Source organism: Streptomyces sp. NPDC006335 (assembly GCF_040612795.1).
GTDB lineage: Bacteria > Actinomycetota > Actinomycetes > Streptomycetales > Streptomycetaceae > Streptomyces.
Genome location: NZ_JBEXQX010000005.1, coordinates 399,154 through 425,908, shown reverse-complemented (window position 1 = coordinate 425,908; position 26,755 = coordinate 399,154). Strand labels below are relative to the sequence as shown.

Here is a 26,755-nt window from a genome sequence, read left to right as displayed (position 1 = left end):
GCACATCCAGTCGGGCCGCCGACCCCGAGCCGACGGCATGGCCGGGCCCCCCGAAGGCACGTCGGGCACCCCGACGAGCGAACGGGCCCCCGAAGAACCGCGGCATGCCCGTGCGCGGCCACCGGCACACGAACCGGCACATCCAGTCGGGCCGCCGACCCCGAGCCGACGGCATGGCCGGGCCCCCCGAAGGCACGTCGGGCACCCCGACGAGCGAACGGGCCCCCGAAGATGTGCGGCACGCCCGTGCGCGGCCACCGGCACGCGAACCGGCACATCCAGTGCAGCCGCCGGCCCATGAAGGCAATGCGGACGGGGATTTCTGGGGTTGGGCCTGTTCGGGCAGTTGGGGGTACTCGGTCCGTGGTCGTAGGGCTGGGGGCCGAGGCGGCGGGGGGAGGGGGCCGGTAGCGTCCCGGGCATGACGATCACCGAGAGCCGCAGCGCCGGACAACGCAAGCGTGACGTACTGGACCGGCTGGAGCGGGAGACGGACATCTGGGTGGCCTCGGCGGACGCCGGCGGGCTGCCGTGTCTGGTCGCGCTGTGGTTCGTCTGGGACGGCGAGTCCGTCTGGCTGTCCACGCGGATCACCAATCCCACGGGCCGCAACTTGCGCGACGGCGGCCGTACCCGGCTGGCGTTCGGGGACACCCAGGACGTGGTGCTCATCGACGGGGAGGTACGCACGTACGGCGGGCAGGACGTGCCGGCCGCGGCGATCGAGGCCTTCAAGGCGAAGACGGGCTGGGATCCGCGCGAGGACAGCGCCTCCTACGCCTTCTTCCAGGTGCGCCCGCACACCGTGCAGGCCCTCAACGGCGTGCACGAGATGCGCGGACGGCATGTCATGGAGGACGGCGTGTGGGTGGTCTGACCGCTCAACCCGACTTCTGACGACGTGAGTTCAGGATGTCCAGCTCGTCACCGGTGAGCCTCAGCGCGCCCGCCGCGATGTTCTCGGCGAGGTGGTCGGGGTTGCCGGTGCCGGGGATGGCGAGGACGTGCGGGCCCTGGGCGAGCGTCCAGGCGAGCCTGACCTGGGCGGGCGTCGCGTCGTGCGCCCGTGCGACGGCCAGGACCGCCTCGTCGTGGCCGGCGGTGGCGCCGTGGGAGCCGCCCTCCCCCGCGATCGCGAAGAACGGCACGAAGGCGATGCCCTGTTCGCCGCAGATCCGCAGTATCTCGGCGGTGTCGGGGTTGCGGGAGTCGAGCCCGAACCGGTTCTGCACGCACACCACCGGCGCGATCGCCTGCGCCTCGGCGAGATGGCGGGGCTCGACGTCGGAGATGCCGAGGTGCCGGATCAGGCCCTCCTCGCGCAGTTCGGCGAGGGCCCCGAAGTGCTCGGCGATCGAGTCCTGGCGCATTCGCCGCAGGTTCACGACGTCGAGGTGGTCGCGGCCCAACTGGCGCAGGTTCTCCTCGACATGGCCGCGCAGGTCGTCCGGCCGGGCCGAAGTGCCCCACTCGCCCGAGTAGTTGCGGAACGGGCCGACCTTGGTGACGATGACGAGGTCGTCGGGGTACGGGGACAGCGCGCTGTTGATGATCTCGTTGGCGGAGCGCAGTGAGGAGAAGTAGAAGGCCGCCGTGTCGATGTGGTTGACGCCGAGTTCCCTCGCCCTGTGCAGCACGGCGATCGACCGCTCCCGGTCGCTCGGGGTGCCGAGGTGGAAGGCCGCGCTGCCGGTCAGCCGCATCGCGCCGAAGCCGACGCGGTTGACGGTGAGATCGCCGAGTGTCCAGGTGCCTGCCGCGTCCGCGGTGATCGTTTTGGAGGTCATCGGCGGATGATGGCACACCTCCCGCTCGCACCGGTCGGCACTTTCCGAACTCCTACCTCCGCTGGGCGGCCAGCCGGATGTGCGCGTTGGCCGCACCGAACCCGGCGTAGCCGCCGGAGCGCTGCACGAACTCGAAGAAGACATGGCCGACCGTCTCGGTGTAGCAGTGCCGGAACTCGCCGCCACGCTCGTCGCGGTCGTAGAGGATGCCCAGCTCGCGATACGTGCCCAACTCCCCCTCGGCGAAGTCGAACCGGGCCTCCAGATCGTCGTAGTAGTTCGCCGGGATGTGCAGCAGCCCGGCCCCGGCCGCCCGGAAGCGGCGGACGGCGGTGACGATGTCGTCGACGGCGAACGCCACGTGCCGGGCACCCCTCGCACCGTCCTCCTCCGGCGTGGGCGCGAGGTTGAGGACCAGCCGGGGCCCGTCGGAGGAGGCGGACAGGGCACGGCTGCGGAACAGGCCGTAGGGGTCGGCGAGTTCGACGGTGTCGTGCGGGCTGAGGCCCAGCACCGCGCGGTGGAAGAGCACCGCTTCGTCGAAGTGGTGCCAGGGCTGGGTCAGCGCGAGGTGGTCGATGGCGAGGGCAGCCGCGGTCGCGCGCTCGGCGGTGTACGCGAAGTCGGCGGTCCAGCTGGGGAGTTCGGGACGGCCGGTGGCGCAGAACAGGACTTCGGTGCCGTCGGGGGCCGCGATCGACTCCAGCGGAACGTCCTGTGCGGCACGGCGCTTGGGCAGGGCGGGCGCGAGCAGGGCCTCCGCCCGTCGCGCGGAGGCCGCCGGGTCCGCCGTCTCCAGGCCCACGGCGGCCAGGGTGGTGTCGGTGCGGCGGCCGGTGGTGCCCGTGTTGACCAGGACGCGGGCCTCGCCCTGTTCCCAGAGGTCGACCGGATTGCCGTGGTGGCGGGCGGTGCGGGTGAAGCCGAGAGCCGTGAGGAGTTCGCCGACGGGTTCGGGGTCGCTGGTGGCGAGTTCGGCGAAGGCGACGGCGGAGGGGGTGACCGGGGCCGGGAGTGGGGAGACGCCGGCGCTCTCCTCCAGGGCGAGCAGGGAGCGCAGTCCGTCCAGCGCCGTGCGGCCCGCGTCCGCCTGGCGGAAGACGTCGTTGAAGACCTCCAGGGACAGCGGGCCTCCGTATCCGGCGCTCAGGACGTGCCGCAGGAGTCCGGCGACGTCGAATCCGCCCTGGCCCGGGAAGCAGCGGTAGTGGCGGCTCCACTGGAGGACGTCCATGGCCATCAGCGGGGCGTCGGCGAGCTGGAGGAAGAAGATCTTGTCACCGGGGATGTCCTCGATGCCCTTGAGGTCGGAGCCCCTGGAGAGGATGTGGAAGCTGTCCAGGCAGGTGCCGAGCGCCGGGTGGTCCGCGGCCCGGACGATATTCCAGGCGTGGTCGTACGTGCTGACGTGCCGTCCCCACGCCAGTGCCTCGTAGGCGACCCGGATGCCGGACTCTCGGGCCAGGTCGGCCAGTCGGCTCAGGTGCTCGGCCGCGAGGGCGTCGTCGTCCACGGCGTGCGGGGAGACGCTGGAACAGACGAGGACGGTGTCCGCGCCGAGCCTGCGCATCAGCTCGAACTTGTGCCGGGCCCGCCTCAGGTTGCGGGCGAAGATCTCCTCCGGGACGGCCTCGATGTCCCGCATCGGCTGGTAGAGGTCGATGCGCAGGCCCAGGTCGGCCGTGCGGGCGGCGATCTCCTCGGGGGCGAGGGGGCTCGCGAGGAGGTCGTTCTCGAAGATCTCGACGCCGTCGAAGCCGGCCTGTGAGGCGGCCGTCAGCTTCTCGGTGAGGGTGCCGCTGAGGCACACGGTGGCGATGGACTTGCGCATGCTCGCTCCCGGGGTGTTGTGCCTGCTCGCTCCGGAGGCCCTACGCATACGCGCTCCCGAGGTCGATCCAGGTCTTGCCGGCCCGTCCGGCGGCCCCGGCGAAGGCCTCCTGCGCCCGTGCGAGCGGGAAGCGGGCCTCGACCACGACTCCGGGGCGTGCGTCCGGCAGTTCGGTCATGGCGGCGGTGAAGTCGCCGGGGTGGTCGTAGATCATCGAGCCGCGCAGCACCAGCTGGCGCCGGACCACGTCGTCGGTGGTCAACGGCAGCCGCTCGGCGTTGAGGCCGACGAGCACGACCGTGGCTCCGGGGACGGCCCGGTCCACGGCGGGGCGCAGGGCGGGCGCGTACCCGGAGGTCTCGAAGACGTACGTGAATCCCGCACGGCCGTCGTCGGCGACGGCGCCGAGCCGTACCGCCCGTTCCAGACGCCGGGGGTGGGGCTCGGTGACGACGGGCGTGATGCCGAGGCGGGACAGGATGAGACACAGCAGCAGGCCCTGGGCTCCGGCGCCGACGACCAGGCAGCGGTCCCGGTCCGTGACGCCGCTGCGGCGGACCGCGGCGCGAGCGACGGTGTAGGGCTCGGCACAGGCGAGGTCCGCGTCGGCGGGTCCCTCGGGCACGGGGTGGGCGAAGGGGGCGGGGACGGCGACGCGTTCGGCGAGGACGCCGGGTGCGTTCAGACCGATGATCGCGCGGTGGGGGCAGGCGGAGGTCAGGCCGGTGAGGCAGTCGGCACACTTGAGGCAGGCGTAGTTGGGCTCGATCACGACCCGCCGGCCCACCAGGTGGTCCGGCGCGGCCGCTCCGACGCCCACGATCCGGCCGAATCCCTCGTGGCCCATGACCCACGGGGTGGCCGGCGGGACCCTTTTGCCGTGGAACACGGCCAAGTCCGAGCCGCACAGCCCGACTCCGTGCGTCTCCACGATCACTTCGCCGGGTCCGCAGACCGGCTCCGGCCAGTCGTCGACCGTCTCGATCCGTCCCGGTGCCGTGAGGACTGCTGCTTTCACTGGAGCTCCAAATGACCACTAGATGGTCCTAACGATCCACTGTGCGGTCAGCCTAGGCGGCCCCGGCTGCGCGGACAAGGCCTGCGGACGGAAACGGAAGGGGGGCCGGTCGCAGGTTCGACCGGCCCCCCTTCTGTCGGTCGCTCAGACCGCCGCGGCCTCCTCGGGTACGGCGGCCGACGCCTTGGCCGTGTCCACGCCGGGCAGCCGCAGCGCGATCAGGAACGAGACCAGGCACCCCAGGGCGACGTACGCGGCCACCAGCGACCAGCCGCCGCCGGCCCAGATGACCAGCGAACCGGCGATGAGCGGGGTGAAGCCGCCGCCCACCGCACTGGCGAGCTGGTAGCCCACACCGGCACCGCTGTAGCGGTACTCGGGCCCGAACATGTCGGTGAACAGCGACTGCTGGACCGAGACGGCCATGTCGTGGGCCACGTTCACCAGCAGCACCGCGCACACCACGATCAGCAGCATCGAGCCGGACTCCATCGCCCAGAAGTACGGCACCGCGCTCACCGCCCCGATCAGGGCGCCCCAGCAGTACACGCGGCGGCGGCCGTACCGGTCGGCGAGGTAGGCGAAGGCCGGGATGGTGACCACGGCCAGGCCACCGACCGCGAGGTTGACGTCGAGCAGGCTGTCCCGGTTCATGCCGAGCTCGTCGGTGCCGTAGGAGAGGCCGAAGGTGGTGACGCCGTAGAAGGTGAACAGTTCGACGAAGCGCAGGCCGATGATGGCGAAGAAGCCGGACGGGTTGGAGCGGACCGCGGCGACCAGCGGAAGGCGGGGCCTGGTGGCCCGCGGCTGTGCGGCGACCTTCTCGGTGAAGACCGGGGACTCCTCGACCCTGGCCCGGATGACCAGGCCGACGATCACGAGGGCCGCGCTCACCAGGAAGGGGATGCGCCAGCCCCAGGCACGGAAGGCCGCGTCGGAGGTGGTGCCCGACATGACCTTGGTGATCAGGGTGGCCAGCAGCAGACCGACGGAGGCGCCGACCTGGACGCCGCTGCTGTAGAGGGAACGCCACTTGCGGGGTGCGTTCTCCACCGCCATGAGAGCGGCGCCGCCCCATTCGCCGCCGACCGCGAAGCCCTGGGTGGCGCGCAGCAGGACCAGCAGGACGGGCGCCCAGACGCCTGCCTGGGCGTAGGTGGGCAGGGCGCCGATCAGGGTGCTGGCCAGGCCCATGACGAGCATGGTCAGGACGAGCATGCGTTTGCGGCCCAGGCGGTCGCCGAAGTGGCCGAAGACGATGCCGCCCAGCGGCCGGAAGAGGAAACCGACGCCGAAGGTGGCCCAGGCGGCGAGGGTGCCCACGGCCGGGGAGGCGTCGGGGAAGAACAGGTCCCCGAAGAGGAGACCCGCGACGATGCCGTAGAGGAAGAAGTCGTACCAGTCGACGACGGCTCCCATGAAGCTCGCGATCGCCGCCCGCCTGGCGGGGCCGGATCCTCCGGCGCCGTCGGCCCGGCTCGCCCGCTGCGTACTGCTCATCTCACACACTCCGTCGGATGCACTGGGCAGTGGTCTCGCGTGCCGTGCGAGCGGTGCACGGCACGGGACCACTGCGGGGATGGCTGCGGTGGGGACGGTCGTGACGCCTGGACGCAGCCTGGGTGCGAGCGCGCCGTCGCGTACGGACCGGGTCGGCGCCACGGCGGTTCGGGCGGCGACCCTTGAGCCCGGAAGTCCACTGTGCGGATCTCCAGGACCGGTGAGCGGCACGATAAAACGTGGCTTCTCCCGGCATCAAGAGGTGCGGCAGTATTTCTTCGGTGTCCCGGTTTCCCCTGGTCCGCAGAGCGGACTACGGTCGGTAGCAGCAGGGGCTGAGGGCCACAGGCAGACCACGGGGAGGCAGCGGGTGAGCGACGGACAGACGTCGGCGGGGGGCGACGCCGACCAGCAGGCGGGCGGGGTGCGCAGCGTGCGGCGGGCCTTCGACATCCTCACCCTGCTCACCGAGGACCGGCCCGTCGTCACGCTGCGGGAGATCACCGCGGCGACCGGGCTGGCCAAGACGACCGCCCTGCGGCTGGTGCAGACCCTGGAGGAGACCGGCCTGCTGGGCTCGCACCCGTCCGGTTACACCGCGGGGCCCGCGCTGTGGCGCTGGGCCTATCTCGCGCGCAGCCAGTGGGAGGTGCCGCAGGAGACTCGGAAGGTCATGCGTGATCTCGCGGACCGGCTCGGCGAGACCGTCAACCTGTTCGTCGCCCGGGGCGTCCACCGCATCTGCGTCGCCCACGAGGAGAGTCCGCATCCGCTGCGCCATGTCGTCGACGTCGGCGACGAGCAGCCGCTGTGGGCCGGCGCCTCCTCGAAGATCCTCCTCCAGGATGCCTCCGAGGTGTTCCTGCGCCGGGTGGCGGCCGCCTCCCCGCAGGGCGAGGAGCACGCCGGGCGGCTCAGGACCTGGGCGGCGGAGGCCGCCGAGCGCGGCTACGCCGTCAGCAGCAGCGAGTTCGACGAGGGGCTCACCGCCGTGGCGGTCCCGGTGACGGGCCGCACGGGCAGGGTCGTCGCCTCCCTCTCCCTGAGCGGCCCCAGCCACCGCTTCCCCTACGAGGCCGTCGAGCGGTTCGCCACGGAGCTCGCGGAAGGCGCCCGCCTCATCTCCGGCCAGGGCTTCACCCACCCGCTGAGCAGCGACACCTGACGCACGGCCTGCGGGGGCGTGTCGTCAGCCGGACGCCTGGTCGTTGTCCTTCATCTCGCCCCAGCCGTGCCAGCGCTCGACCTCGATCCAGGCGCTGACGCGACCCCGGACGCGGTTCGGGTAGGGACGGCCGCCGTAGTGGGTGGAGAGGCGGTCGATGTCGGTGAGGTCCTTGTCCTCGTACGTCTCGGCCACGCGACCGATGAGCGTGATGTGCGTGTACCAGTCGTCGCCGTCCAGAACGGTGAGGGTGACGCGCGGGTCGCGGCGCAGGTGCCGCAGCCGGACCCGGCCCTCGTCCAGGTTGATCAGGACACGGCCGTCCTCCCAGAGGTACCAGGTGGGCGTCGACACCGGCGTGCCGTCGGAGCGCAGGGTCGCCATCACGCAGGGGTTGGGGCGGCGCAGCAGTTCCACGGCCGCGGGCGGCAGCGGGGGCTTGGACATGGGGGCCTCCTCGGGGTCGGGCGTTCCGGTCGCGGGTGGGTGTTCCGGTCTCGATTCAGGTGCTCCGGTCTCCGGGTCAGGCCTTTTCGTCGAAGCTCGCGAAGTAGGCGGCGGCCATGTCCTCGTCGCCGTGGCCCTGGGCTGCGGCCCGCTCGAAGCGCTCGGCGCTCGCGGCGGCCACGTCCAGGCGGACTCCGCTGCGCTCACCGGCCTCGACGATCAGCCGGGCGTCCTTGGCGGCGGTGGAGACCGCGAACTGGGCCGGCGACAACTGGTCGTTGAGCACCAGGCCCGACTTGGCCCGCAGGTAACCCATGTCGAGGGGGCCGCCGTCGATGGCGTCGAAGAAGCCCTGCGGGTCCACACCGAGGGCCTTCGCGAGGGCGAGGGCCTCACCGGCCGCGTTGGTCACCGCGAGCACCCAGCTGTTGGCCACCAGCTTCAGCCGGGTAGCGCTGCCCTCGGCGCCGTCCTCGCCGGTCCACACCGTGCGGGCGCCGACCGCGTCGAAGACGGGGGTCACCGCGCCGCGCCCGTCGACCGGTCCGGCCGCGAGGACCAGGAGCTGACCGGCCTCGGCGGGCTGCCGGGTGCCCAGCACGGGGGCGTCGAAGAAGACCAGTCGGTGCTCGCGGGCGAAGGCGGCCAGGTCGGCGATCGCCTCGATGCCGGCGGTGGTCGACTGCACCCAGGCGATGCCCGGCCGGAGCCCCTCGGCGGCCTGGCGCATCACGTCCAGGGCCGCGGGGCCGTCGTACAGCATGGTCAGGACGACGTCGGCGCCGCGCACGGCCTCAGTGGGGGTGCCGGCGATCTCGACACCGTCCGCGGTCAGCGGCTGGGCCTTGTCCGGGCTGCGGTTCCAGGCGCGGACGGTGTGTCCGGCGCGGGCGAGGTTGCGGGCCATCGCGGCACCCATGATGCCGGTGCCCAGGACGCTCACGGTGAGCTTGTCGGTCATGACGTCAACTCCATACAAGGGTGCGGTTGTTCTGCCGGTCACCGAGCTTGCCGGAAGCGGTCCGGACGAGCCCGACGGGGGGTGATCATGCTGCCGGAAGCGGTTCCAGGGTGACGAATCCCTGCGTGTCCGCGGCCGGGAGCGGCGCGTGGGGGCCGTAGAGGAAGCCCGCCAGGGCCGGGGTGGCGCGGTAGGCGAAGACGGACGCCGGTACGCCGAGGATGGCCGGGGTGTCGAGGAGGAAGGGCAGCTCACGGTCCAAGTACTCGGCTCCGACGGTCAGTTGGTCGGCGCTCGGGGTCCAGTCGGCGGGCATGGTGGTGCGCAGGACGCCGGTGACCATGCGGGTGCAGGTGGCGTGGAACGCGGGCTGCTCCTGGTGTGCGCGGGTGACGCGCTCCAGGGCGGCACGGTAGGCGGGGGTGTCGTAGAAGTCGGAGAACCGTGCGACCCGCAGCCGGGCCGGGTCGATCCGCACGGCGGTCACGGCACGGGAGATCCGGTTGGCCGTCTGGCGTACGTCCCGGCGGGCGCGGGCGCGGGCGTGCGGTGGTTCGTAGCCCCGGCCGAGGTAGGTGCGGGCGACGGTGCCGGGGTCGGGGTGGGCGATCTCGACGCGGGTGAAGCGGGCGGCGGCCCAGCGCAGCAGCGCGACGAGCCGGTCCTCGGAGAAGTAGCCGTTGCCGGGGCTGATGCCGAGGAACACGTGGTGTCCGGCGTCGACGAGGCCCGCGCAGCGCTCGGAGAAGGGGGTGGCGAGGAAGCCGTCCCCCGGGCGTGCAGCGGTCGAGGGTGCCGAGGCCGTCGGCATCGCCCAGTCGTGCATCGGTACTCCCCCGTCTTCCGCGCGGACAGCGCGCCATGGTGCTCCGGTCGTCGGCATCGAGACTAGAAGCAACCGGTGGTCCCGTTGCCCCACCGGGGTGCGGAACGCGCCGACGGCCCGTCGGTCCCGGTGGGCCTGACGGGCCGCGGCGCGGCCGGCGACTAGCCGAGCGGCTTCTCCAGGATCGCCTTGCGGTGGCTGAAGGTCTCGATGGACCAGCGGCCGTGGTAGTTGCCCATGCCGCTCTCCCCGACCCCGCCGAACGGCAGGTCGGAGACGGTGAGATGGGCGAGGGGCAGGCCGTAGCCGAGGCCGCCGGAGGAGGTCTCGTCGGCGATGCGGCGGCGGGTGGTGTCGGAGTCGGTGAAGACGTACAGGGCGAGGGGCTTGTCCCGGTCGTTGATGAAGTCGATGGCGGCGTCGAGGTCTGGCACGGTGACGATCGGCAGGATCGGGCCGAAGATCTCCTCCTGCATGACCGGGGCCTTGGGGTCGACGTCGGCGAGGACGGTGGGCGCGATGTACTTGGTCGTACGGTCGCTCGCGCCGCCCACGACCGTGCGGCCCGAGTCGAGCAGGCCGGTGAGGCGGTCAAAGTGCCGTTCGTTGATGATGCGGCCGTACTCGCCGGAGTCGGCGGGGTCGCTGCCGAACAGGGTGTCGACGGCCTTCTTCAGCAGCGGTTCCAGGGCGGCCGCCGTCTCCGGGTCGGTGAGGACGTAGTCGGGGGCGACGCAGGTCTGTCCGGCGTTGAGGAACTTGCCGCGGACCAGGCGGTCGGCGACGACGGTGAGGTCGGCGTCGCGGTCGACGAACGCCGGGGACTTGCCGCCGAGTTCGAGGGTGACCGGGGTGAGGTGTTCGGCGGCGGCGCGCAGGACGATGCGGCCGACCGTGCCGTTGCCGGTGTAGAAGATGTGGTCGAAGCGCTCGGCCAGCAGCGCCGTGGTCTCGGGGACGCCGCCCTCGACGACGGCGACGGCGTCCGTGTCCAGGTAGGCGGGGAGCAGCCGGGCCACGGCGGCCGAGGTGGCGGGGGCCAGTTCGCTGGGCTTGGCGACCACGGCGTTGCCCGAGGCGAGGGCGCCGACCACCGGGGCGAGCAGCAGCTGGGCGGGGTAGTTCCAGGGGGCGATGACGAGAACCACACCGAGCGGGTCGTACTGCGTCCAGGCGGTCGCGTCGGCGCCGAGGTGGGCCGGTACCGGGGCGGACTCGGGGCGCAGCCAGTCGGTGAGGTGGTCCAGGGTGTGGTCGATCTCGCGGATCGTGAAGTCGATCTCGGTGCGGAAGGCCTCCGTGGAGCTCTTGCCCAGGTCGGCGTGGAGGGCTGCGGCCAGGTCGGTGCCGTTCTCCGTGAGCATCTCGCGCAGCCGGCGAAGCTGGGTCGTACGCCATTCGACGGGCTTGGTGCGGCCGCTGCGGAAGGTGGCCCGCAGGCGGGCGACAACGTCGGCGGGCTGCTCGGGGGCGGGGTGGTTCACGGATGCCTCGCTGGGGTGCGCGGGCCTTGCGGCCTGGATCTCGACGGTCGGATGTATATTGCAACCTTTTCGTGGCCGGGTAAATTCCCGGCCACCGTCACTCCTTTCCGGGACGAGGTCCCTCACTCCCTCCGGACGAGGTCGGTCCCGGCTTCCGCGCCCATGTCACAGCGATCGGCGACGGTGTTCGAGATAGGCGCGCTCCGCCGGGTTCCCGGTGAGTTCCGCGGCCTTCGCGTAGGCGTCCGCGGCTTCCGTGCCGCGCCCGAGCCGGCGCAGCAGGTCGGCCCGGACGGCGTGGAGGACGTGGTAGCCGTCGAGGTCAAGGGCGTCCACCAGGGCGAGGGCCCGCGCGGGTCCCTCGGTCTCGGCCACGGCGACCGCGCGGTTCAGGGCCACGACAGGGCTCGGAGCCACGGCCATGAGCTGGTCGTACAGCCGGCGGACCTGCCCCCAGTCGGTGGGCGCGTCGCTGTGGACGGCCTGGATGGCGGCCTGGATCTGGTACGGCCCCGGCCGGTTGCGGCGCAGGCACCGCCGCACGAGTGACTGTCCCTCGGCGATGAGCGCCCGGTCCCAGCGGCCGGGGTCCTGCTCGGACAGCGGTACGAGTGCGCCGTCGGCGCCGGTGCGGGCGGCGCGGCGGGACTCGACGAGCAGCATCAGCGCGAGCAGACCGGTGGCCTCGGGCTCGTCCGGCATCAGCTCGGTCAGCAGCCGGCCAAGGCGTACGGCCTCGGCGCACAGTTCGGGTGTGCCGTCGTAGCCCTCGTTGAAGATGAGGTAGACGACGGCGAGCACGCCCCCCAGCCGGTCGGGGAGGTCGGCGTCGCGGGGGACGCGGTAGGGGATGCGGGCGTCGCGGATCTTGGCCTTGGCGCGGACGAGGCGCTGGGCCATCGTCGGCTCGGGGACCAGGAAGGCGCGGGCGATCTGCGCGGTGGTCAGGCCGCCGAGCAGCCTGAGGGTGAGGGCGACCTGGGCCTGGGGCGCGAGCGCGGGGTGGCAGCACGTGAAGATCAGGCGGAGCCGTTCGTCGCGCACGGGGCCCTCCTCGGGCGGTGCGTCGGGTGCGTGCAGCAGGGCGGCTTCGGCGTGGCGGGCCTGCCGGGTGGACTCGCGGCGCAGCCGGTCGATCGCGCGGTTGCGGGCGGTGGTGATGATCCAGCCGGCCGGGCTGGGCGGCACACCGGTCTCCGGCCAGCGCCGCACAGCCGTGGTGAAGGCGTCCTGGACCGCTTTCTCGGCGAGGTCGATGTCGCCGAGGAGGCGGACGAGGACGGCGACCGCGCGGCCGTACTCCGCGCGGAAGACATCCTCGATGTCGAAGGTCATGGGTCCGCCTCCCCGCGGAGGACGCTCTGGGCGCCCGGGGTCATCAGTCCTCGGACTCGTGCTGGAACGGGCGCACCTCGATGGGCAGGGTGGTGGCCAGGGCCGCCTTGCGTCCCCACTCCAGGGCGGCGTCCAGGTCGGGTGCCTTCACGATGCACAGGCCGCCGAGCTGTTCCTTGCCCTCGGCGTACGGCCCGTCGGTGATCAGCACATCGCCGTCGCGGGGCCGCAGCACGGTCGAGGAGTCGGGGCTGTGCAGTCCTCCGGCGAAGACCCAGGCCCCGGCCTCGCGGAGCTCCTGGTGGAAGACGTCGAGCCGCTTGCCGATCTCGGCCAGCACCTCGGGGGCGGGCAGTTCGTCCCAGCCGGGCTGCATGACGTTGAGCAGGTAGTACTGCATGTCGCTCTCCTCCTGTGAGTCTGTCTCACCTCCTACACGAACGGCACACCCCCGGATCGACACCGCGCGCGAGGGGATCGGGAGAATCTTCCGCATGACCACCGCACCGCACCCGCTCCTCACCACCGCCCACGCCCTCGCGGACGAGCTCCTCGCCCCGCACGCGGCGCGCGTCGACCAGGAGGGCGTGCCCGCGAGTCATCTCGACGCGCTCAGGCGCTCCGGTCTCCTCGGGGTGAGCGCGCCCACCGAGTACGGCGGTGCGGGCGCGCCCGAGGCGGTGGCGCGGGAGGTGCAGGAGATCCTCGCCGGGGCGTGCTGCTCCACCTGGTTCGTGCAGACGCAGCACCACTCGCCGGTGCGGATGCTCGCGCGGTCCGACCTGCCGGTGCGGGAGCGACTGCTCGGGCCGCTGGCGACCGGCGAGCTGCTGGCGGGGATCGCGTTCGCGCACGTGCGCGCGTTCCCGCGGGTGCCGGTGCGGGCGACGGCCGAGCGGGGCGGCTGGCGGTTCGACGGGAAGGTGCCCTGGTACACGGGCTGGGGCCTGAACGACGTGATGCTGCTGGCCGGGGTGACGGAAGCCGACGAGGTGGTGTTCGCGTTCACCGAGGCGCGTGAGCAGCCGGGGCTCCGGGCGTCGGAACCGATGCGGCTCGCGGCACTCACCGCGGCCCGGACCGTCTCCCTGGCACTGGACGGCCTGTGGCTGCCCGGGGACGCGGTGGTGCTGCGTACCCCGCAGGAGGAGTTCGCCCTGCTGGACCGGCCCCGCAACACCAACGCCTCCCCCGCCGTCTTCGGGGTGGCGTACGCGGCGCTCCACGTACTGGAGGACTCGGGGGAGTCGGAGACAGCGGCCGTCCTGCGCGGCCGTCTCGACGAGGTCCGCGGGCAGGTGTACGCGTTGGCCGAGCATCCGGTCCCGTATGAGCGCGTCCCCGAGCGGCTGGCGCTCAAGACGCGGTCGTACGACCTGATGCGGGCCGCCACGACCGCGGCCGTGGTGGCGGGGGGCGGCCGTGCCATGGACCTCGGCGGGACGGCCCAACGCCTGTTCCGCGAAGGGATGTTCCTCCTCGTGCAGGGGCAGACGACCCAGGTGCGCCGCGCGCATCTGGACGCCTTGGCGGAGATCTAGGCCAGGAAGTCGACGAGGACGGCCGTCAGGTGCGCCGGGGCGTCCTCCTGGACGAGGTGACCGGCGCCCGGAATCGGTTCGAGGCGGGCGCCCGGGATGCGGGCGACGAGTTCGTGCCCCTTGTCGAGGGGGATCCAGGTGTCGTCCTCGCCCCAGCACACCAGGGTCGGGACCGCGATCTCGCCGTACTGGTCCTGCACTTCGTCGGTGTGGCGCTGGTCGGCCTGGGCGATCTGCCGGTAGAAGGCCGGCTGCCCGGTGTCGCCGAGCCAGGGTTCGACGAGCCGGTCGTGGACGGCGGGGTGCAGACCGGGGCTGCTGGCCGAGCTGACGTACTCGCGGACGAGGGCCCGGTGCAGGGTGGGCGGGATCTGCTCGAAGACCTCGCAGTGGTCGCCGACGAGCCGGAAGAACGGCGTTCCCCAGGGGGCCAGCGCGACCGGGTCGACCAGCGCGAGGGAGGGGTAGCGGGCGCCGTGCAGCAGATGGGCGCGCAGGGACACGGCCCCGCCGAAGTCGTGGGCCACCACCCGGGGCCGGTCGAGGTCCCAGTGCGCCAGGAGTTCGGTGAACACCCTGCTCTGGGCCGCGAGGGAGACGTCCTGGCCCGCGGACTTCTCCGAGGTCCCGTAGCCGGGCATGTCCCACACGAACACGTGGTGGCGCCGGGAGAGGACGCGGGCCACGGCACGCCACACGTACGAGGAGAACGGCGTGCCGTGGAGGAGGACGACCGGGTCGCGGCCCGGGTCCCCGAGGCTGTTCCAGCGGACCTCACCGGAGCTGCTGCGGAAGGTCCTGGTCAACTGCCAGTCGCTCACGGGCTGTTCCTCTCGACGGATGCGCGGGCCGAACCCGTGAGCGTACGTGGTGAGGCTCTAGCTCGCGAACGGCACCTGCGCCGAGGACGCGGCCCGATCGCCGAACGGGTGCTGCCACAGGTCCTGTTCGGCGAGACGCGGAAGGACTCCCTCGCCGAACCAGTACGCCTCCTCCAGGTGCGGGTAGCCGGAGAGCACGAACTCGTCGATGCCGAGGGCGTGGTACTCCTTGATCCGCTCGGCGACCTCGTCGTGGCTGCCGACCAGCGCGGTGCCCGCGCCGCCGCGCACCAGGCCGATGCCGGCCCACAGGTTGGGGTGGATCTCCAGTCCGTCCCGGCTGCCGCCGCCGTGCAGGGCGAGCATCCGCCGCTGCCCCTCCGACTCGCTGCGGGCGAGCCCGGCCTGCACCGACCTGACGGTCTCCGGGTCGAAGCCCGCGAGCAGCCGGTCCGCCTCCGCCCAGGCCTGTTCGGAGGTGTCCCGGGTGATGACGTGCAGCCGGATCCCGAAGCGCAGGGTGCGGCCCTCGTCCGCCGCGAGCCCCCGGACCCAGGCGATCTTCTCGGCGACCTGCGCGGGCGGCTCGCCCCAGGTGAGGTACACGTCGGCGTACTTGGCGGCGACCTCTCCGGCGACGGGCGACGACCCGCCGAAGTACACCTGGGGCACCGGGTCGGGCACCCGCGCCAGTTTCGCGTCCTCCACCTGGAGGTGCTCCCCGTGCAGGTCGACCGTCTTGCCCTCCCACAACTCCCGTACGACGTTCAGGAACTCGCCGGTGCGGCGGTAGCGGGCGTCCTTGTCGAGGAAGTCCCCGTAGGCGCGCTGCTCGTGGTTCTCGCCGCCGGTGACCACGTTGAGCAGCAGCCGTCCCCCGGTCTGCCGCTGGAAGGTGGAGGCCATCTGCGCGGCGAGCGTCGGTGAGACGAACCCGGGACGGAAGGCCACCAGGAACTTCAGGCGCTCGGTGTGCTGGCTGACCATCGCGGTGGTCAGCCACGCGTCCTCGCACCAGGCGCCGGTCGGGGTGAGCGCCCCCACGAAGCCCAGGTCCTCGGCGGCCCGGGCGATCTGGCTCAGGTAGGCGACCGTCGGCGGCCGGTCCCGTCCCGAGGCGGTGGCGGGCGTGCCGTGACCGCCTCCCACGACATGACGGCTGTCACCGTTGGTGGGCAGGAACCAGTGGAAGGTGAGGGACATGTGGGTCTCCGATCGGGGAGGTCCGCTGTTCGCTGTTGACTAGAGGAGGCCGTGCCGGGGCGGCCGGGTGCCGTTGAGCACGTACCTGCCGATGTGCTGGATCTTCCAGCGGGCCGGGTCGTGCAGGGTGTGGGTGCGGGCGTCGCGCCAATGCCGGTGCAGGTTCAGGGAGTCGAGGGCCGAGCGGGTACCGGAGACCTCGAAGAGGGCGCTCGCCACCTCCACCGCCGCCTGGGCCGCCTGCACCTTGGCGGCGGCGACCGCGACGGACGCCTCGGCCGCCGAGTCGTCGGTGAGGTCGGCCCGGGCGGCTTCCACGGTCCGGGCGGCCTCCCGCAGCAGCGCCTCCGAGGCCCTTACCCGGAGGGCGAGTTCACCGAAGCGCTGGATCAGCAGCGGGTCCTCGGCGGCCGTGTCGACACCGCTCTCGAACCAGGGGCGGCTCTTCGTCCGCACGAACTCCGCCGCCTCCGCGAGCGCGCCCCCGGCGATCCCGGCGTCGATCGCGGCATGCAGCAACTGAGCGACCGCTCCGTGGAGTTGGGGGCCATCGAAGGTGAGGTGGTGAGGCAGGACCCGGTCGGCCGGCACCTCGACGCCTTCGAGCCGGACGGTGCCGCTGGCCGTCGTGCGCTGGCCGAGACCGTCCCAGTCGTCGACCACCGTGAGGCCGGGGGCGTGCCTGGGCACGTAGGCGACGTGCAGGTTGTCGTCCTCGGCGCGGGCCAGCACGGGGATCCAGTCGGCGAACAGGGCGCCGGTGGAGTAGTGCTTGACACCGTCGAGGCGGTACGAGCCGCTGCCCTGCGGGTGCAGCCGGGTGCGGATGTCCTGGACGTGTTTGGTGCCGGCCTCCGACTGCGCGTTGCCGAAGCGGCGGCCGGCGAGCAGCTCGGCGAAGAAGAACTTCCGCTGCTCATCGGTGCCTTGACGGCGAATCACATTGACGTAGGCGAAGTGGCTCTGCGGGATCTGGGCGAGGCTCGCGTCGGCGGAGGCGAGCAGCCGGAAGATCTCGGCCAGGGTGGACGCGCTCACGTCCGCTCCCCCGTGCTCGGCGGGGACGGTGACCGCGAGCAGTCCGGAGGCGGAGAGACGGTCCAACTCCTCCCGGGGCAGCCTGCGTTCGGCGTCCCTGGCGGAGGCGCCCGCACGGAACTCCTCGGCGAGCGACGCGGCGACCGCGAGGGCCTCCGCGTCGTCGGCGATCACATGGGCGGCCTGGGTCTGCCGGGCGGTCCGGGTCTCCTGGGCGGTCCGGGCCTCCTGGGTGGCCTGAGCGGCCTGAGTGCCCTGGGTGGTCGTCACGGTCAGCCCGCCGCCGCCAGCACCGGCCGCCGTCCCAGCGCCGTCGAGAACTGGTCCACGACCTGGGTGAGCGCCTCGGTCGCGGGGGGAGCGACGGTCAGCGAGCCGTCCTCCCGCACGCTGATGTCCTTGTCGAGGGTGAACCAGCCCTGCACGATGTGGGCCGCACCCATGGAGCTGAGGACCGGACGGAGCGCGTAGTCGATGGCCAGGACGTGGGCGGTGGAGCCGCCGGTGGCCAGGGGCAGCACCGTCTTGCCCGCGAGGGCGTACTGCGGGAGCAGGTCCAGCAGGGCCTTGAGGACTCCGGAGTACGACGCCTTGTAGACGGGAGTGCCGACGACGACCCCGTCGGCGCGTGCGAACAGCTCGGTCGCCTCGACGATCGCCGGGTGCCGGAAGTCGGCGCCGAGCAGGGCCTCGGCGGGGATGGTGCGCACGTCGAGCGGGATCACCTCGTGGCCCTGCGCGGTCAGGCGCCGGTCGAGGTGGCGCAGGAGCCGGTTGGTGCGGGAGGAGGCGGAGGGGCTGCCGGAGACGGACAGGACGGTGGCCATGGGGTCCTCTTTCGGAGAGGGGAGGCGGGGCGCCCGCTGTTCAGGAGGGGGCGCCCCAGGGGAAGCGGTCAGGAGTACCAGGTGGGTTCGGGCAGTTCGCCCTCCAGGACCCAGCGGCCCACCTCGCGCCGCTTGTACGCGACCGGGTCGTGCAGGGTGTGGGTGCGGACGTTGCGCCAGAACCGGTCCAGGCCCTCCGAGGTGGCCGTGGAGCGGGCGCCCGTCACCTCGAAGATCCGGCTGGAGACCTCCAGCGCCACGTCGGTGGCGCGGGCCTTGACGGCGGCCACCCGGACCTCGAAGTCGCCGCGTGCCTGCTCGGTGACCGCGTCGGGGTCGTCGTGCAGCTTCTGCCCCTCGGCGGCGACGGCGTCGGCGAGGGCCTCGGCCGCCCACAGCTTGGCGGTGAGGTCGCCGTAGGTGTCGATGACGTACGGCTCGTCGACCGCACGCTCGAAGCCGCCGTGCAGCCAGGATCGGGACTTCTCCCGCGTGTAGGTGGCGGCCGTCTCCAGCGCACCGCCCGCGATGCCGAGGTAGAAGTTGACGAAGACGAGCTGGATGGTGGGGACGTTGAGGGTGTTGTAGACGCGCGGCTGGAACACCTTGTCGACGTATCCGGCAGCCGACGACCAGGGCGTGCGGACGCCGTCGAGCGTCACGCCGCCGCTCTCGGTGAGGCGCTGGCCGATGTTGTCCCAGTCGTCGTGGAAGGTCAGGCCCTCGGAGTCGGAGGGCACGATCGCGAAGACGTGGCTGTCGGTGCCCTCCAGGACGCCTTCGAGGACGGTGACGTCGGAGACCTTGCTGCCGGTGGAGAAGGTCTTGCGGCCGGTGTAGACGAGGTCGTCGCCGTCCTCGGTGACGACCACGTCCTTGTCGCGCGGGTTGACCGCGCCGCCGAAGAACCAGCGGTTGCGGGAGGCCTCGGCCTCGACGTGCTCCCACTGTTCGCGGGTGCCGACCAGGCGGGCGGCCCAGAACCACAGGTAGTGGTAGCCGAGGAGCTGGCCGATGGAGCCGTCGGCCTTGGCGATCTCGCGGACGACGCGGTAGGCGGTGGGCCAGTTCTGGCCTCCGCCGCCGTGGTCGGTGGGGCCGAGGAGGGTGACGAGGCCGGCGTCCTTGAGGAGCTGGACCTCGGCATACGGGGTGGCGCCGGCGCGGTCGCGTTCGGCGGCGTCGGTGGCGAGGACGGCGGCGACCTCGGCGGCGCGGGCGATCCACTCCTGAGCGGTCTCGGGGATGGGGCGGGTCTGCCAGTCGGTGTGGGTGGCGGTGCTCATGTCGGTGACCTCCTCAGGCGTGGGCGGGGACGGACTCGGGGAGCTGGGCTTCCAGTTCGCGCACCAGGGGCAGCACCCGCTTGCCGAAGTACTCGACCTCCTCGTGGTAGTGCAGGAAGCCGAGCAGCAGGAGATCCACGCCGAGCTTCTTGTAGGCGACGATCCGCTCGGCGATCTGCTCCGGGGTGCCGATGAGGCCGGTGCGGAAGCCGTCGTTGTACTGGACGAGGTCCTCGAAGGAGGAGTCCTGCCACATGCCCTTCTTGTCGCCGGTGGACTGTCCGGCCTGTTTCACGGCGGCGCCGAAGCCCTCGACGGCCTCGCTGTCGGCCTTGGCGACGATCTCCCGGAGGGTGTCGCGGGCCTCGGCCTCGGTGTCCCGGGCGATGAGGAAGCCGTTGAGGCCGAACTTCGGTGCGGTGCGGCCTACTTCGGCAGCGGCCTTGCGGACGTCCGTGAGCTGCTCGATCACCCCGTCGAAGTCCTTGCCGTTGGAGAAGTACCAGTCGGAGACCCGGCCGGCCATCTGCCGGGCGGCGGTGGAGTTGCCGCCCTGGAAGATCTCCGGGTGTGGCCGCTCCTCGGTGTTGAGGGGCTTGGGCTTGAGGGAGAAGTCACGCAACCGGTAGAAGTCGCCGGCGAGTTCGGCGTGGTCCTCCGTCCAGATCTTCCGCAGGGCGGTGATGAACTCCTCGGAGCGGCGGTAACGTTCGTCGTGCTCCAGCCAGGGCTCGCCGAGGGCGGTGAACTCGCCCTTGAACCAGCCCGATACGACGTTCACCGCGAAGCGGCCCTGGGAGAGGTGGTCGGCGGTGGCGCCGAGCTTGGCGAGGACCCCGGGGTGCCACAGCCCGGGGTGGACGGCGGCGATGACCTTCAGGCGCTGGGTGGCGAGCAGCAGGGCGAGGCTGAAACTGGTCGACTCGTGCTGGTATTCGGCGCCGTAGCTGGCCATGTAGCGGACCTGGCTGAGGGCGTACTCGAAACCGTTGCTCTCGGCGAGGACGGCGAGTTCGCGGTTGTAGTCGTAACCCCAGTCGGTGCGTTGCTCGATCCGGCTGGTGACGAGTCCTCCGCTGACGTTGGGGACCCAGTAGGCGAATTTGACGGGCGCGGCAGGCATGCGTGACTCCTGTTGCGGAATGTTTTCGGGCACGCCGAATTCAAAGGGTGCGCGGGCGCACGGAATTCAGGCGTGGAAACTCTCGAAAATCGGAGAAAGCGCGGCGGATCGCAGGGGGTTGATCAGGCCGCGGCGCAACAGGAGGCGCTGGAGACGCGCGCGAGGTCGACATGGCGTCGCCGCGTGAGGTCCAGTCGCATCTTCATGCCGTCGATCGTGACAGTCGGCGGCGACAGGCGTCAAGGAAAACCCGACCGGTCTCGTATCGCGGACCATTGAATTTCACGAACGTGTGACAGGGAAACCCTTGAACCGGGCGGGAAAAGGCCAGCATTCTGCGGGACATGCGAACGGAACAGCTCGAATACATCGCCGCGGTGACCCGGCTCGGCTCGCTGCGCCGGGCGGCGGAGGAACTGCGGCTGTCGCAGCCCGCGTTGAGCGAGACCGTGCGCAATCTGGAGCGGGAGCTCGGCGTCGACCTGCTGGAGCGCAAGCGGTCCGGGGCGACGATGAGCGCGGAGGGCAGGGAGCTGCTGCCGCACATCGTCGGCGTGCTGGAGGCGGTGGACCGGCTGCGGTCGGCGGCGGGAGAACAGCACCGCACCAGCCGCATGGTCCGCGTCGGCACGGTGAACGCGGCGACCGTGCCGCTGCTCATCCCGGCGGTCGAGGACTTCCGGGCCGCGCATCCGCTCACCCAGGTCGAGGTGGTCGCCGCGCAGCAGACGGACATCCGACGGGCGCTGTCCGAGGGCGGGTTCGACCTGGGGCTGGTCAACCACCTCGACGGCGACGACACCCCGGCCGGTTTCGAGTGCACCCAACTGCTGCACGGGCGGCCGGTGGTGTGTCTGCGCCCGGACAGTCCGCTGGCCGCACATGCGCGGGTACCGGTGGACGACCTGCTCTCCCAGCCGTTGATCGCGATGCGCACCGGCTATGTCATGCACCGCTTCGTCCACCGGCTGCTGGAGGGGCGTGACGTGCCCTTCGCATACTCCACGGACGGCGCGGAGATGGGCAAGCTGATGGTGGCCGAGGGGCTGGGGGTGACCGTGCTGCCCGACTTCAGCGTGGTCGGGGATCCGCTGGAGAGGCGGGGCACGATCACCCACCGGCCGATCGAGGGCGTCACGACCCGGGTGCTGCTGATGCTCCAGCGCCGCAGGACGGAGTCCGTGCCGCGGGCGGCGCGGGACCTGCACCGGGCGTTCGTGCGCCGGGCCCGGGAGTTGGGAGGGACGCTGACCGCCTCCCCCTAGCACGACCGCCCTTCTGGGGCGCCCGTCTTTCCCCAGGGACCGGGTCAGTCCTCGTCGCGTCCCGGGACCACCACGAGGAACGCGTCCGACTTGAGATCCATCACCACGGTCGCGGGTTCACCCTGCGCCCGCCTCTGCGCCGCGTACTCCTCTGCCGGCCACGATCCGCGCGGAGCTCCCGCTGGAAACCGCTCCAACACCTTCGCGCTCATAGCGGCAGACACCTCCAAAATCGCCGACGAACCGTCTTGTACCAGTCCGGTTGCCCGGGATTCGGGCGTACATGTTCAGGCCTTCGTGACTCACCGACGGATGTCGGCCACCGGCCCTCGGCGCGAGGTGAGCCCGAGGAGGCGGCGCGGAGATGCGGCGAGGGGTACGGGTCGTTCGCCGAGGCCACGTGATCGCCCCTGTCTGCGCCCCGCTCCCGGCCCCGGGCCGCATCCGATCCGGACCCGGCGGTCGAAGTGATCAGGAGGGGGCGAAAGGAAGGGCGGACGGCGATGGATCACGACGACACGCGCGCGGGACAGCGTTGCCTGGTGACCGGTGCCACCGGATACATCGGCGGGCGCCTGGTCCCCGAGCTCCTCGACGCGGGTCACCGCGTTCGGTGTCTGGCCCGCTCCCCCGGCCGGCTGCGCGACCACCCCTGGGCCGACCGTGCCGAGGCGGTGGCCGGTGACGTGACCGACGCCGCGTCCGTCGCACGGGCCCTGGACGGGGTGGACGTGGCGTACTACCTGGTGCACGCGATGGGCTCGGGCAAGGGCTTCGAGGAGACCGACCGCAGGGCCGCGCGGATCTTCGCGGAGCAGGCCCGAAGAGCGGGGGTGCGGCGGATCGTGCACCTCAGCGGGCTCACCCCGGCGAGCGTGCCCGAGCGGGAGCTCTCACCGCACCTGCGCTCGCGGGCGGAGGTGGCCCGCCTCCTGCTCGACTCGGGGGTCCCGACCACGATCCTGCGGGCGGCCGTCGTCATCGGCTCGGGTTCCGCCTCCTTCGAGATGCTGCGCTACCTGACCGAACGCCTCCCCGTGATGGTCACCCCGAGCTGGGTGCACACCCGTGTCCAGCCCGTGGCGGTCCGCGATGTGCTGCGGGCCCTGGTCGCCTCCGCCGGCATGCCGCCGGACGTCAACCGGGCCTTCGACGTCGGCGGGCCCGAGGTGCTGACCTACCGGCAGATGATGGTCAGGTACGCGGCGATCGCCGGGCTTCCGCGCCGGGTCATCCTCCCGGTCCCGGTACTCACGCCCGGCCTCTCCAGCCACTGGGTGGGCCTGGTGACGCCGGTGCCCGCGTCGATCGCCCGGCCGCTCACCGAGTCCCTGCGGCACGAGGTGGTCTGCCACGAGAACGACATCGCCCGCCATCTTCCCGGCCCGCCCACCCGTCCGATCGGCTTCGACGACGCCGTACGGCTGGCCCTGCAAAGGGTGCGGGAAGCGCGGGTCACCACCCGATGGTCGTCCGCGTCGGTGCCGGGCGCTCCCAGTGATCCGCTGCCCACCGACCCCGACTGGGCCGGCGGAAGTCTCTACAGCGACCACCGGGAGCTCCTGGTCGACGCCTCGCCGCAGGCGCTGTGGCGGGTCGTGGAAGGCATCGGCGGTGAGAACGGCTGGTACTCCTTCCCGCTCGCGTGGGCGGTCCGGGGCCGGCTGGACCGGCTGGTGGGCGGCGTCGGGCTGCGCCGGGGCCGCCGGGACGCGGCACGGCTGCGGGTCGGCGACTCGCTGGACTTCTGGCGGGTGGAGGCGATCGAGCCGGGCAGGCTGCTGCGCCTGCGGGCGGAGATGCGGCTGCCCGGCCTGGCGTGGCTGGAGATGGGCGTGGTGACCGACGAGGACGGCCGCACCCGCTACCGGCAACGCGCCCTGTTCCATCCGCACGGTCTGCTCGGCCAGGCCTACTGGTGGAGCGTCTCGCCCTTCCACGCGATCGTCTTCGGCGGCATGGCCCGCAACATCGCCCGCGCCGCGGCGGGTTCGTCCGCCCGCGCCCCTGAACACGCCCCCGTCCACTGACCCTCCAGCCCCTCCTCTCCTCCCTGTACCCCTCCCAGCCCCGCCTCTCCCTGCACCCCGGAGTGCGCACCATGAGCATCTCGGTCGTCCTGTTCACCTGCGACCTGCGTCTGCACGACCACCCGCCGCTCACAGCGGCCCTCGATGGCACCGAGCTGGTCGTCCCGCTGTTCGTGCGGGACCGGGCCGTGGACGCCGCGGGATTCACCGCCCCCAACCGGCTGGCGTTCCTCGCCGACTGTCTGCGCGACCTCGACGCCGGTCTGCGCGAGCGGGGCGGCCGGCTGGTCCTGCGCTCCGGCGACCTCGTCGACCAGGTGCGCGAGGTCGCCGCCGAGGCGGACGCCGACGAGGTGCACATGGCGTCCGACGTCAGCGCGCACGCCCACCGGCGCGAGGAGCGGCTGCGCCGGGTGCTGGAGGCGGAGGGCGTACGGCTGCACGTGCACGCCACGGTGGCCACGGCCGTCGCCCCCGGCGAGGTGGTCCCGGCCTTCTCGGACCACTTCGCCGTCTTCACGCCGTACTTCCGGCGCTGGTCCCAGGAGCGGCTGCGGGACCCGCTCGCGGCGCCGCGGACCGTGCGGGTCCCGGACGGCGTGGGATCCGAGCCGCTGCCGTCCCGTGACGACCTGGCCGGACTCTCGGAAGGACTCGCCGCGGGCGGTGAGACGGAGGCCCGTGAGCGGCTCACCACCTGGCTGCGGACCGGCCTGGCCGGGTACGAGGACCGCCACGACGACCTGGCCGGCGACGCGACCTCCCGGCTCTCCCCGCACTTCCATTTCGGCACCCTGTCCCCCGTCGAACTCGTCCACCGGGCACGCCGGGCGGGCGGTCCGAGCGCGGAGGCCTTCGTGCGGCAGCTCGCCTGGCGCGACTTCCACCGGCAGGTGCTCGCCGCCCGCCCTGCCGCGGCCGGCGCCGACTACCGCACCCGGCACGACCGTTGGCGCTCCGAGCGGACCGCCGGGGACGACATCGAGGCGTGGAAGGAGGGCCGCACCGGCTATCCGGTCGTCGACGCGGCGATGCGCCAGCTCCGCCACGAGGGGTGGATGCACAACCGCGGCCGCCTGCTGACCGCCAGTTTCCTCACCAAGACGCTGTACGTGGACTGGCGGATCGGTGCCCGGCACTTCCTGGACCTGCTGGTCGACGGCGACCTGGCCAACAACCAGCTCAACTGGCAGTGGATGGCGGGCACGGGCAACGACACCCGGCCCAACCGGGTCCTCAACCCGGTCGTCCAGGCCAAGCGGTACGACCCCGACGGCACCTACGTCCGCCGCTGGGTGCCCGAACTGGCCGGGCTGGAGGGGCCCGCGGTGCACGAGCCGTGGAAGCTGCGGGGGCCCGACCGTGCCGCGCTGGACTATCCGGATCCGATCGTGGAGCTGTCCGAGGGGCTCGCCCGCTTCAAACGAGCGCGTGGCCGCGACTGAGTCAGGCGGGAACGGGGGCCGGGACTGAGTCAGGCGGGCGCGTGGCCGTGACGCAGTCAGGCGGGCGGCTCGGCCGTGTACAGGCAGGCCAGGGTGTCCAGCGCGTCCTGGAAGGCCGTCGGCCGCAGCATTCCCTGGCCGGAGCGGCCGAGCCAGCCGGGCCCGGCCAGCATCACCACGGGCCTTCTGCGGGCGCCCTTCACACCCCACTGGGCGCCGGCGATGTGCCGGGCCAGTGGCACGCTCGCCGTGGAGCGGGACTGCGCCCACAGGACGACGGCGGCCGGACCGAGCCGGTCCACGGCGGCGGTCAGCGCCTCCACGGGGACGGCGGCCCCGAACATCCTGGTGGGCAGGCGCAGTTCGCCCAGGCCGGCGTTGAGCGCCTCCAGCGCCAGCGTGTGCTGCTCCCCGGGGACGCAGGCCAGCACGACCGGCCCGGGTCCGGGCGCGTCGCCCTGCCGGGCCGGCGGGCGGGTGCGGCGGCGCAGCGCGGTGGACATGTGCCAGGACAGCAGGTGCTCGACCTCGACGTAGCGGTCCCCGGACGAGGCCCACTTGCGCCCCACCGCGTGCAGCGTGGGCACCATCACCTCCTGCCAGGCAACCGCGAGGCCGTGAGTCTCGACCGCCGCGGTCAACTGCTCCTCCACGGCGGGCGCGTCGAGGCGTACGGCGGCACGGGCGAGCCCACGGCACTCCTGGCGCACATCGCCCAGGGGGAGCGTGCCGGCCGCCCGGGACCGTGGACCGGCCGAGGGTTCCGGCGTCTTCGGCGGGACCTCGCCGCCGCCCGCCCCCGGTGCCGCCGACTCCTTCGCCGCGCGGGCCGCTTCGGCGGGGGGTATCCCGGCGGAGGTGAGCCGGCACATCGACTCCAGCACGGCGACGTCCCGCGGGGTCCAGCGGCGGTGCCGGCCGTCGGGGCGGACGGCGGGGCCGATGCCGTAACGGCGGTCCCAGGAGCGCAGCGTGGTGGGCGACACCCCCAGCCGGCGGGCCAGGGCCCCGGTGGTGAGGCTCGTCGCGGTGTCCGGGGAGGCCGGTTGCCGCCCTGCTCCCGGCTCCTCGCCGTCCGGTATGGCACCCATGGGGCGACTATACGACGCAGAACCGATGCGAGTTGATGACCTTGGTCCCCGGCCCGGACCATGGCGGCACGTCTCATGGGCGCCCGGCACACACCGTCCGCCCCTCGGAGGGAGTCGGCGCTCTCCGGGGGGCGGGCTCGGCCACCTCTACACATAAAGGAAAAATAAGCGCAGAATGTCTCCAGGCGGCGCTTACCGCACACCGCACCAGACGCGGTCAGGCCAGTAAGTCGAAGGAGACGAACCATGGCCAACGTCTCGCATCCCAGAGGTGACATCAGCAGCCATCCCGACGCACCGGAAATGCGGGAACGCTACGCCCGCATGCTCGGCGGTCGCGATGTGGCCCTCGTGGACGGACCGGTGTTCCTGCTCGGTCTGTACTGCGCCGTGTCCCCCTGGATACTCCACTACACGACGAGCCAGCCCGCCCTCGTGACCCACAACCTCATCGTGGGCATCGCGATCGGTCTGCTGGCCCTCGGGTTCACCCAGACCCCTGAGCGCATGTACGGCCTGAGCTGGGCCTTCTGCGCGGTCGGCATCTGGATGATCATCGCTCCCTGGGTGGTCGGTGACAGCCCCGACACCGGTGTGGCGCTGAACAACATCATCATCGGCGCCCTCGCGGTGATCCTGGGACTGATGTGCACCGTCACGGCGGCGAAGAGCGCCCCCAGGCCGTAGCGGCCCCTCGGCACGGAAGACGGCAGGGCCGGCCCGTCGGACAG

Annotated in this window: 26 protein-coding genes; 7 read left to right on the top strand and 19 right to left on the bottom strand. The window is 72.3% G+C overall.

Annotated features, from left to right (window positions below; all coding sequences use genetic code 11):
• The first annotated feature begins 421 nt into the window (after positions 1-421).
• On the top strand, positions 422-877 hold the full coding sequence (locus ABZ098_RS18120; protein ID WP_356592141.1) for a pyridoxamine 5'-phosphate oxidase family protein: 456 nt from the start codon (positions 422-424) through the stop codon (positions 875-877).
• Positions 878-881: 4 nt separating this feature from the next.
• Here ABZ098_RS18120 and ABZ098_RS18115 read toward each other — a convergent pair whose 3' ends face one another.
• From ABZ098_RS18115 to shiA, 4 genes are all read right to left on the bottom strand, one after another.
• On the bottom strand, positions 882-1,787 hold the full coding sequence (locus ABZ098_RS18115; protein ID WP_356592139.1) for an aldo/keto reductase: 906 nt from the start codon (positions 1,785-1,787) through the stop codon (positions 882-884).
• Between the two features lie 52 nt (positions 1,788-1,839).
• Complete coding sequence (locus tag ABZ098_RS18110) at positions 1,840-3,618, bottom strand: TIM barrel protein (RefSeq protein WP_356592137.1); 1,779 nt, start codon at positions 3,616-3,618, stop codon at positions 1,840-1,842.
• A gap of 40 nt (positions 3,619-3,658) precedes the next feature.
• On the bottom strand, positions 3,659-4,636 hold the full coding sequence (locus tag ABZ098_RS18105; protein ID WP_356592135.1) for an alcohol dehydrogenase catalytic domain-containing protein: 978 nt from the start codon (positions 4,634-4,636) through the stop codon (positions 3,659-3,661).
• 144 nt (positions 4,637-4,780) lie between these two features.
• Positions 4,781-6,136 (bottom strand): shikimate transporter, encoded by a 1,356-nt coding sequence (gene shiA, locus ABZ098_RS18100; RefSeq protein WP_356592133.1) that lies wholly within the window; start codon positions 6,134-6,136, stop codon positions 4,781-4,783.
• Between the two features lie 370 nt (positions 6,137-6,506).
• Between shiA and ABZ098_RS18095 the strand changes: the two genes are divergently transcribed.
• The gene (locus ABZ098_RS18095; protein WP_356592131.1) at positions 6,507-7,301 is read left to right on the top strand and encodes an IclR family transcriptional regulator; all 795 of its coding nucleotides are present in this window, start codon (positions 6,507-6,509) and stop codon (positions 7,299-7,301) included.
• 24 nt (positions 7,302-7,325) lie between these two features.
• On the opposite strand, the gene ABZ098_RS18090 is transcribed toward ABZ098_RS18095, so the two are convergent.
• From ABZ098_RS18090 to ABZ098_RS18065, 6 genes are all read right to left on the bottom strand, one after another.
• Positions 7,326-7,748, bottom strand: a complete 423-nt coding sequence (locus ABZ098_RS18090; RefSeq protein WP_356592129.1) for a PPOX class F420-dependent oxidoreductase — start codon at positions 7,746-7,748, stop codon at positions 7,326-7,328.
• A gap of 76 nt (positions 7,749-7,824) precedes the next feature.
• Positions 7,825-8,709 (bottom strand): NAD(P)-dependent oxidoreductase, encoded by an 885-nt coding sequence (locus ABZ098_RS18085; RefSeq protein WP_356592127.1) that lies wholly within the window; start codon positions 8,707-8,709, stop codon positions 7,825-7,827.
• Positions 8,710-8,794: 85 nt separating this feature from the next.
• Positions 8,795-9,535, bottom strand: coding sequence for a tRNA-dependent cyclodipeptide synthase (locus ABZ098_RS18080; RefSeq protein WP_356592125.1), 741 nt, complete (start codon positions 9,533-9,535; stop codon positions 8,795-8,797).
• 161 nt (positions 9,536-9,696) lie between these two features.
• Complete coding sequence (locus tag ABZ098_RS18075; protein ID WP_356592123.1) at positions 9,697-11,019, bottom strand: aldehyde dehydrogenase family protein; 1,323 nt, start codon at positions 11,017-11,019, stop codon at positions 9,697-9,699.
• 165 nt (positions 11,020-11,184) lie between these two features.
• Positions 11,185-12,354 carry an RNA polymerase sigma factor gene (locus ABZ098_RS18070; RefSeq protein WP_356592121.1) on the bottom strand — a complete coding sequence of 390 codons (1,170 nt, stop codon included), beginning with the start codon at positions 12,352-12,354 and terminating at the stop codon, positions 11,185-11,187.
• A gap of 43 nt (positions 12,355-12,397) precedes the next feature.
• Complete coding sequence (locus ABZ098_RS18065; protein ID WP_356592119.1) at positions 12,398-12,754, bottom strand: YciI family protein; 357 nt, start codon at positions 12,752-12,754, stop codon at positions 12,398-12,400.
• A 94-nt stretch (positions 12,755-12,848) separates the two neighbouring features.
• Here ABZ098_RS18065 and ABZ098_RS18060 point away from each other — a divergent pair, with 94 nt between their 5' ends.
• Entirely contained in the window at positions 12,849-13,895 is a 1,047-nt protein-coding gene (locus tag ABZ098_RS18060; RefSeq protein WP_356592117.1) for an acyl-CoA dehydrogenase family protein, read from the top strand.
• Here the strand turns inward: ABZ098_RS18060 and ABZ098_RS18055 are convergent.
• The 7 genes from ABZ098_RS18055 to ABZ098_RS18025 all read right to left on the bottom strand — a co-directional run bounded on the left by ABZ098_RS18055 (position 13,892) and on the right by ABZ098_RS18025 (position 20,393).
• Entirely contained in the window at positions 13,892-14,716 is an 825-nt protein-coding gene (locus tag ABZ098_RS18055; protein WP_356592115.1) for an alpha/beta hydrolase, read from the bottom strand. The genes ABZ098_RS18060 and ABZ098_RS18055 overlap by 4 nt on opposite strands.
• A gap of 57 nt (positions 14,717-14,773) precedes the next feature.
• Positions 14,774-15,919, bottom strand: a complete 1,146-nt coding sequence (locus tag ABZ098_RS18050) for an LLM class flavin-dependent oxidoreductase (protein WP_356592113.1) — start codon at positions 15,917-15,919, stop codon at positions 14,774-14,776.
• A 39-nt stretch (positions 15,920-15,958) separates the two neighbouring features.
• A complete protein-coding gene (locus ABZ098_RS18045; RefSeq protein ID WP_356592349.1) occupies positions 15,959-17,131 on the bottom strand; it encodes an SfnB family sulfur acquisition oxidoreductase in 1,173 nt (390 codons plus the stop codon).
• A 98-nt stretch (positions 17,132-17,229) separates the two neighbouring features.
• Positions 17,230-17,784, bottom strand: a complete 555-nt coding sequence (gene ssuE, locus ABZ098_RS18040; RefSeq protein ID WP_356592111.1) for an NADPH-dependent FMN reductase — start codon at positions 17,782-17,784, stop codon at positions 17,230-17,232.
• A 68-nt stretch (positions 17,785-17,852) separates the two neighbouring features.
• On the bottom strand, positions 17,853-19,070 hold the full coding sequence (locus tag ABZ098_RS18035; protein WP_356592109.1) for an acyl-CoA dehydrogenase family protein: 1,218 nt from the start codon (positions 19,068-19,070) through the stop codon (positions 17,853-17,855).
• A gap of 13 nt (positions 19,071-19,083) precedes the next feature.
• The gene (gene sfnG, locus ABZ098_RS18030; RefSeq protein WP_356592107.1) at positions 19,084-20,193 is read right to left on the bottom strand and encodes a dimethylsulfone monooxygenase SfnG; all 1,110 of its coding nucleotides are present in this window, start codon (positions 20,191-20,193) and stop codon (positions 19,084-19,086) included.
• Positions 20,194-20,315: 122 nt separating this feature from the next.
• On the bottom strand, positions 20,316-20,393 hold the full coding sequence (locus ABZ098_RS18025) for a putative leader peptide (protein WP_350786652.1): 78 nt from the start codon (positions 20,391-20,393) through the stop codon (positions 20,316-20,318).
• A gap of 144 nt (positions 20,394-20,537) precedes the next feature.
• On the opposite strand from ABZ098_RS18025, the gene ABZ098_RS18020 reads away from it, so the two are divergent.
• The gene (locus ABZ098_RS18020; protein WP_356592105.1) at positions 20,538-21,458 is read left to right on the top strand and encodes a LysR family transcriptional regulator; all 921 of its coding nucleotides are present in this window, start codon (positions 20,538-20,540) and stop codon (positions 21,456-21,458) included.
• A 44-nt stretch (positions 21,459-21,502) separates the two neighbouring features.
• Here ABZ098_RS18020 and ABZ098_RS18015 read toward each other — a convergent pair whose 3' ends face one another.
• Positions 21,503-21,670, bottom strand: coding sequence for a hypothetical protein (locus ABZ098_RS18015; RefSeq protein WP_356592103.1), 168 nt, complete (start codon positions 21,668-21,670; stop codon positions 21,503-21,505).
• Between the two features lie 291 nt (positions 21,671-21,961).
• Between ABZ098_RS18015 and ABZ098_RS18010 the strand changes: the two genes are divergently transcribed.
• Together ABZ098_RS18010 and ABZ098_RS18005 are read left to right on the top strand one after the other, a co-directional pair.
• A complete protein-coding gene (locus ABZ098_RS18010; RefSeq protein WP_356592101.1) occupies positions 21,962-23,488 on the top strand; it encodes an SDR family oxidoreductase in 1,527 nt (508 codons plus the stop codon).
• A gap of 71 nt (positions 23,489-23,559) precedes the next feature.
• Positions 23,560-24,933: a deoxyribodipyrimidine photo-lyase gene (locus ABZ098_RS18005; RefSeq protein ID WP_356592099.1), complete on the top strand. Its 1,374-nt coding sequence runs from the start codon at positions 23,560-23,562 to the stop codon at positions 24,931-24,933.
• A gap of 56 nt (positions 24,934-24,989) precedes the next feature.
• Here ABZ098_RS18005 and ABZ098_RS18000 read toward each other — a convergent pair whose 3' ends face one another.
• Positions 24,990-26,024 (bottom strand): MerR family transcriptional regulator, encoded by a 1,035-nt coding sequence (locus ABZ098_RS18000; protein WP_356592097.1) that lies wholly within the window; start codon positions 26,022-26,024, stop codon positions 24,990-24,992.
• A 246-nt stretch (positions 26,025-26,270) separates the two neighbouring features.
• Here ABZ098_RS18000 and ABZ098_RS17995 point away from each other — a divergent pair, with 246 nt between their 5' ends.
• Complete coding sequence (locus ABZ098_RS17995) at positions 26,271-26,711, top strand: SPW repeat protein (RefSeq protein WP_356592095.1); 441 nt, start codon at positions 26,271-26,273, stop codon at positions 26,709-26,711.
• Positions 26,712-26,755 lie beyond the last annotated feature (44 nt).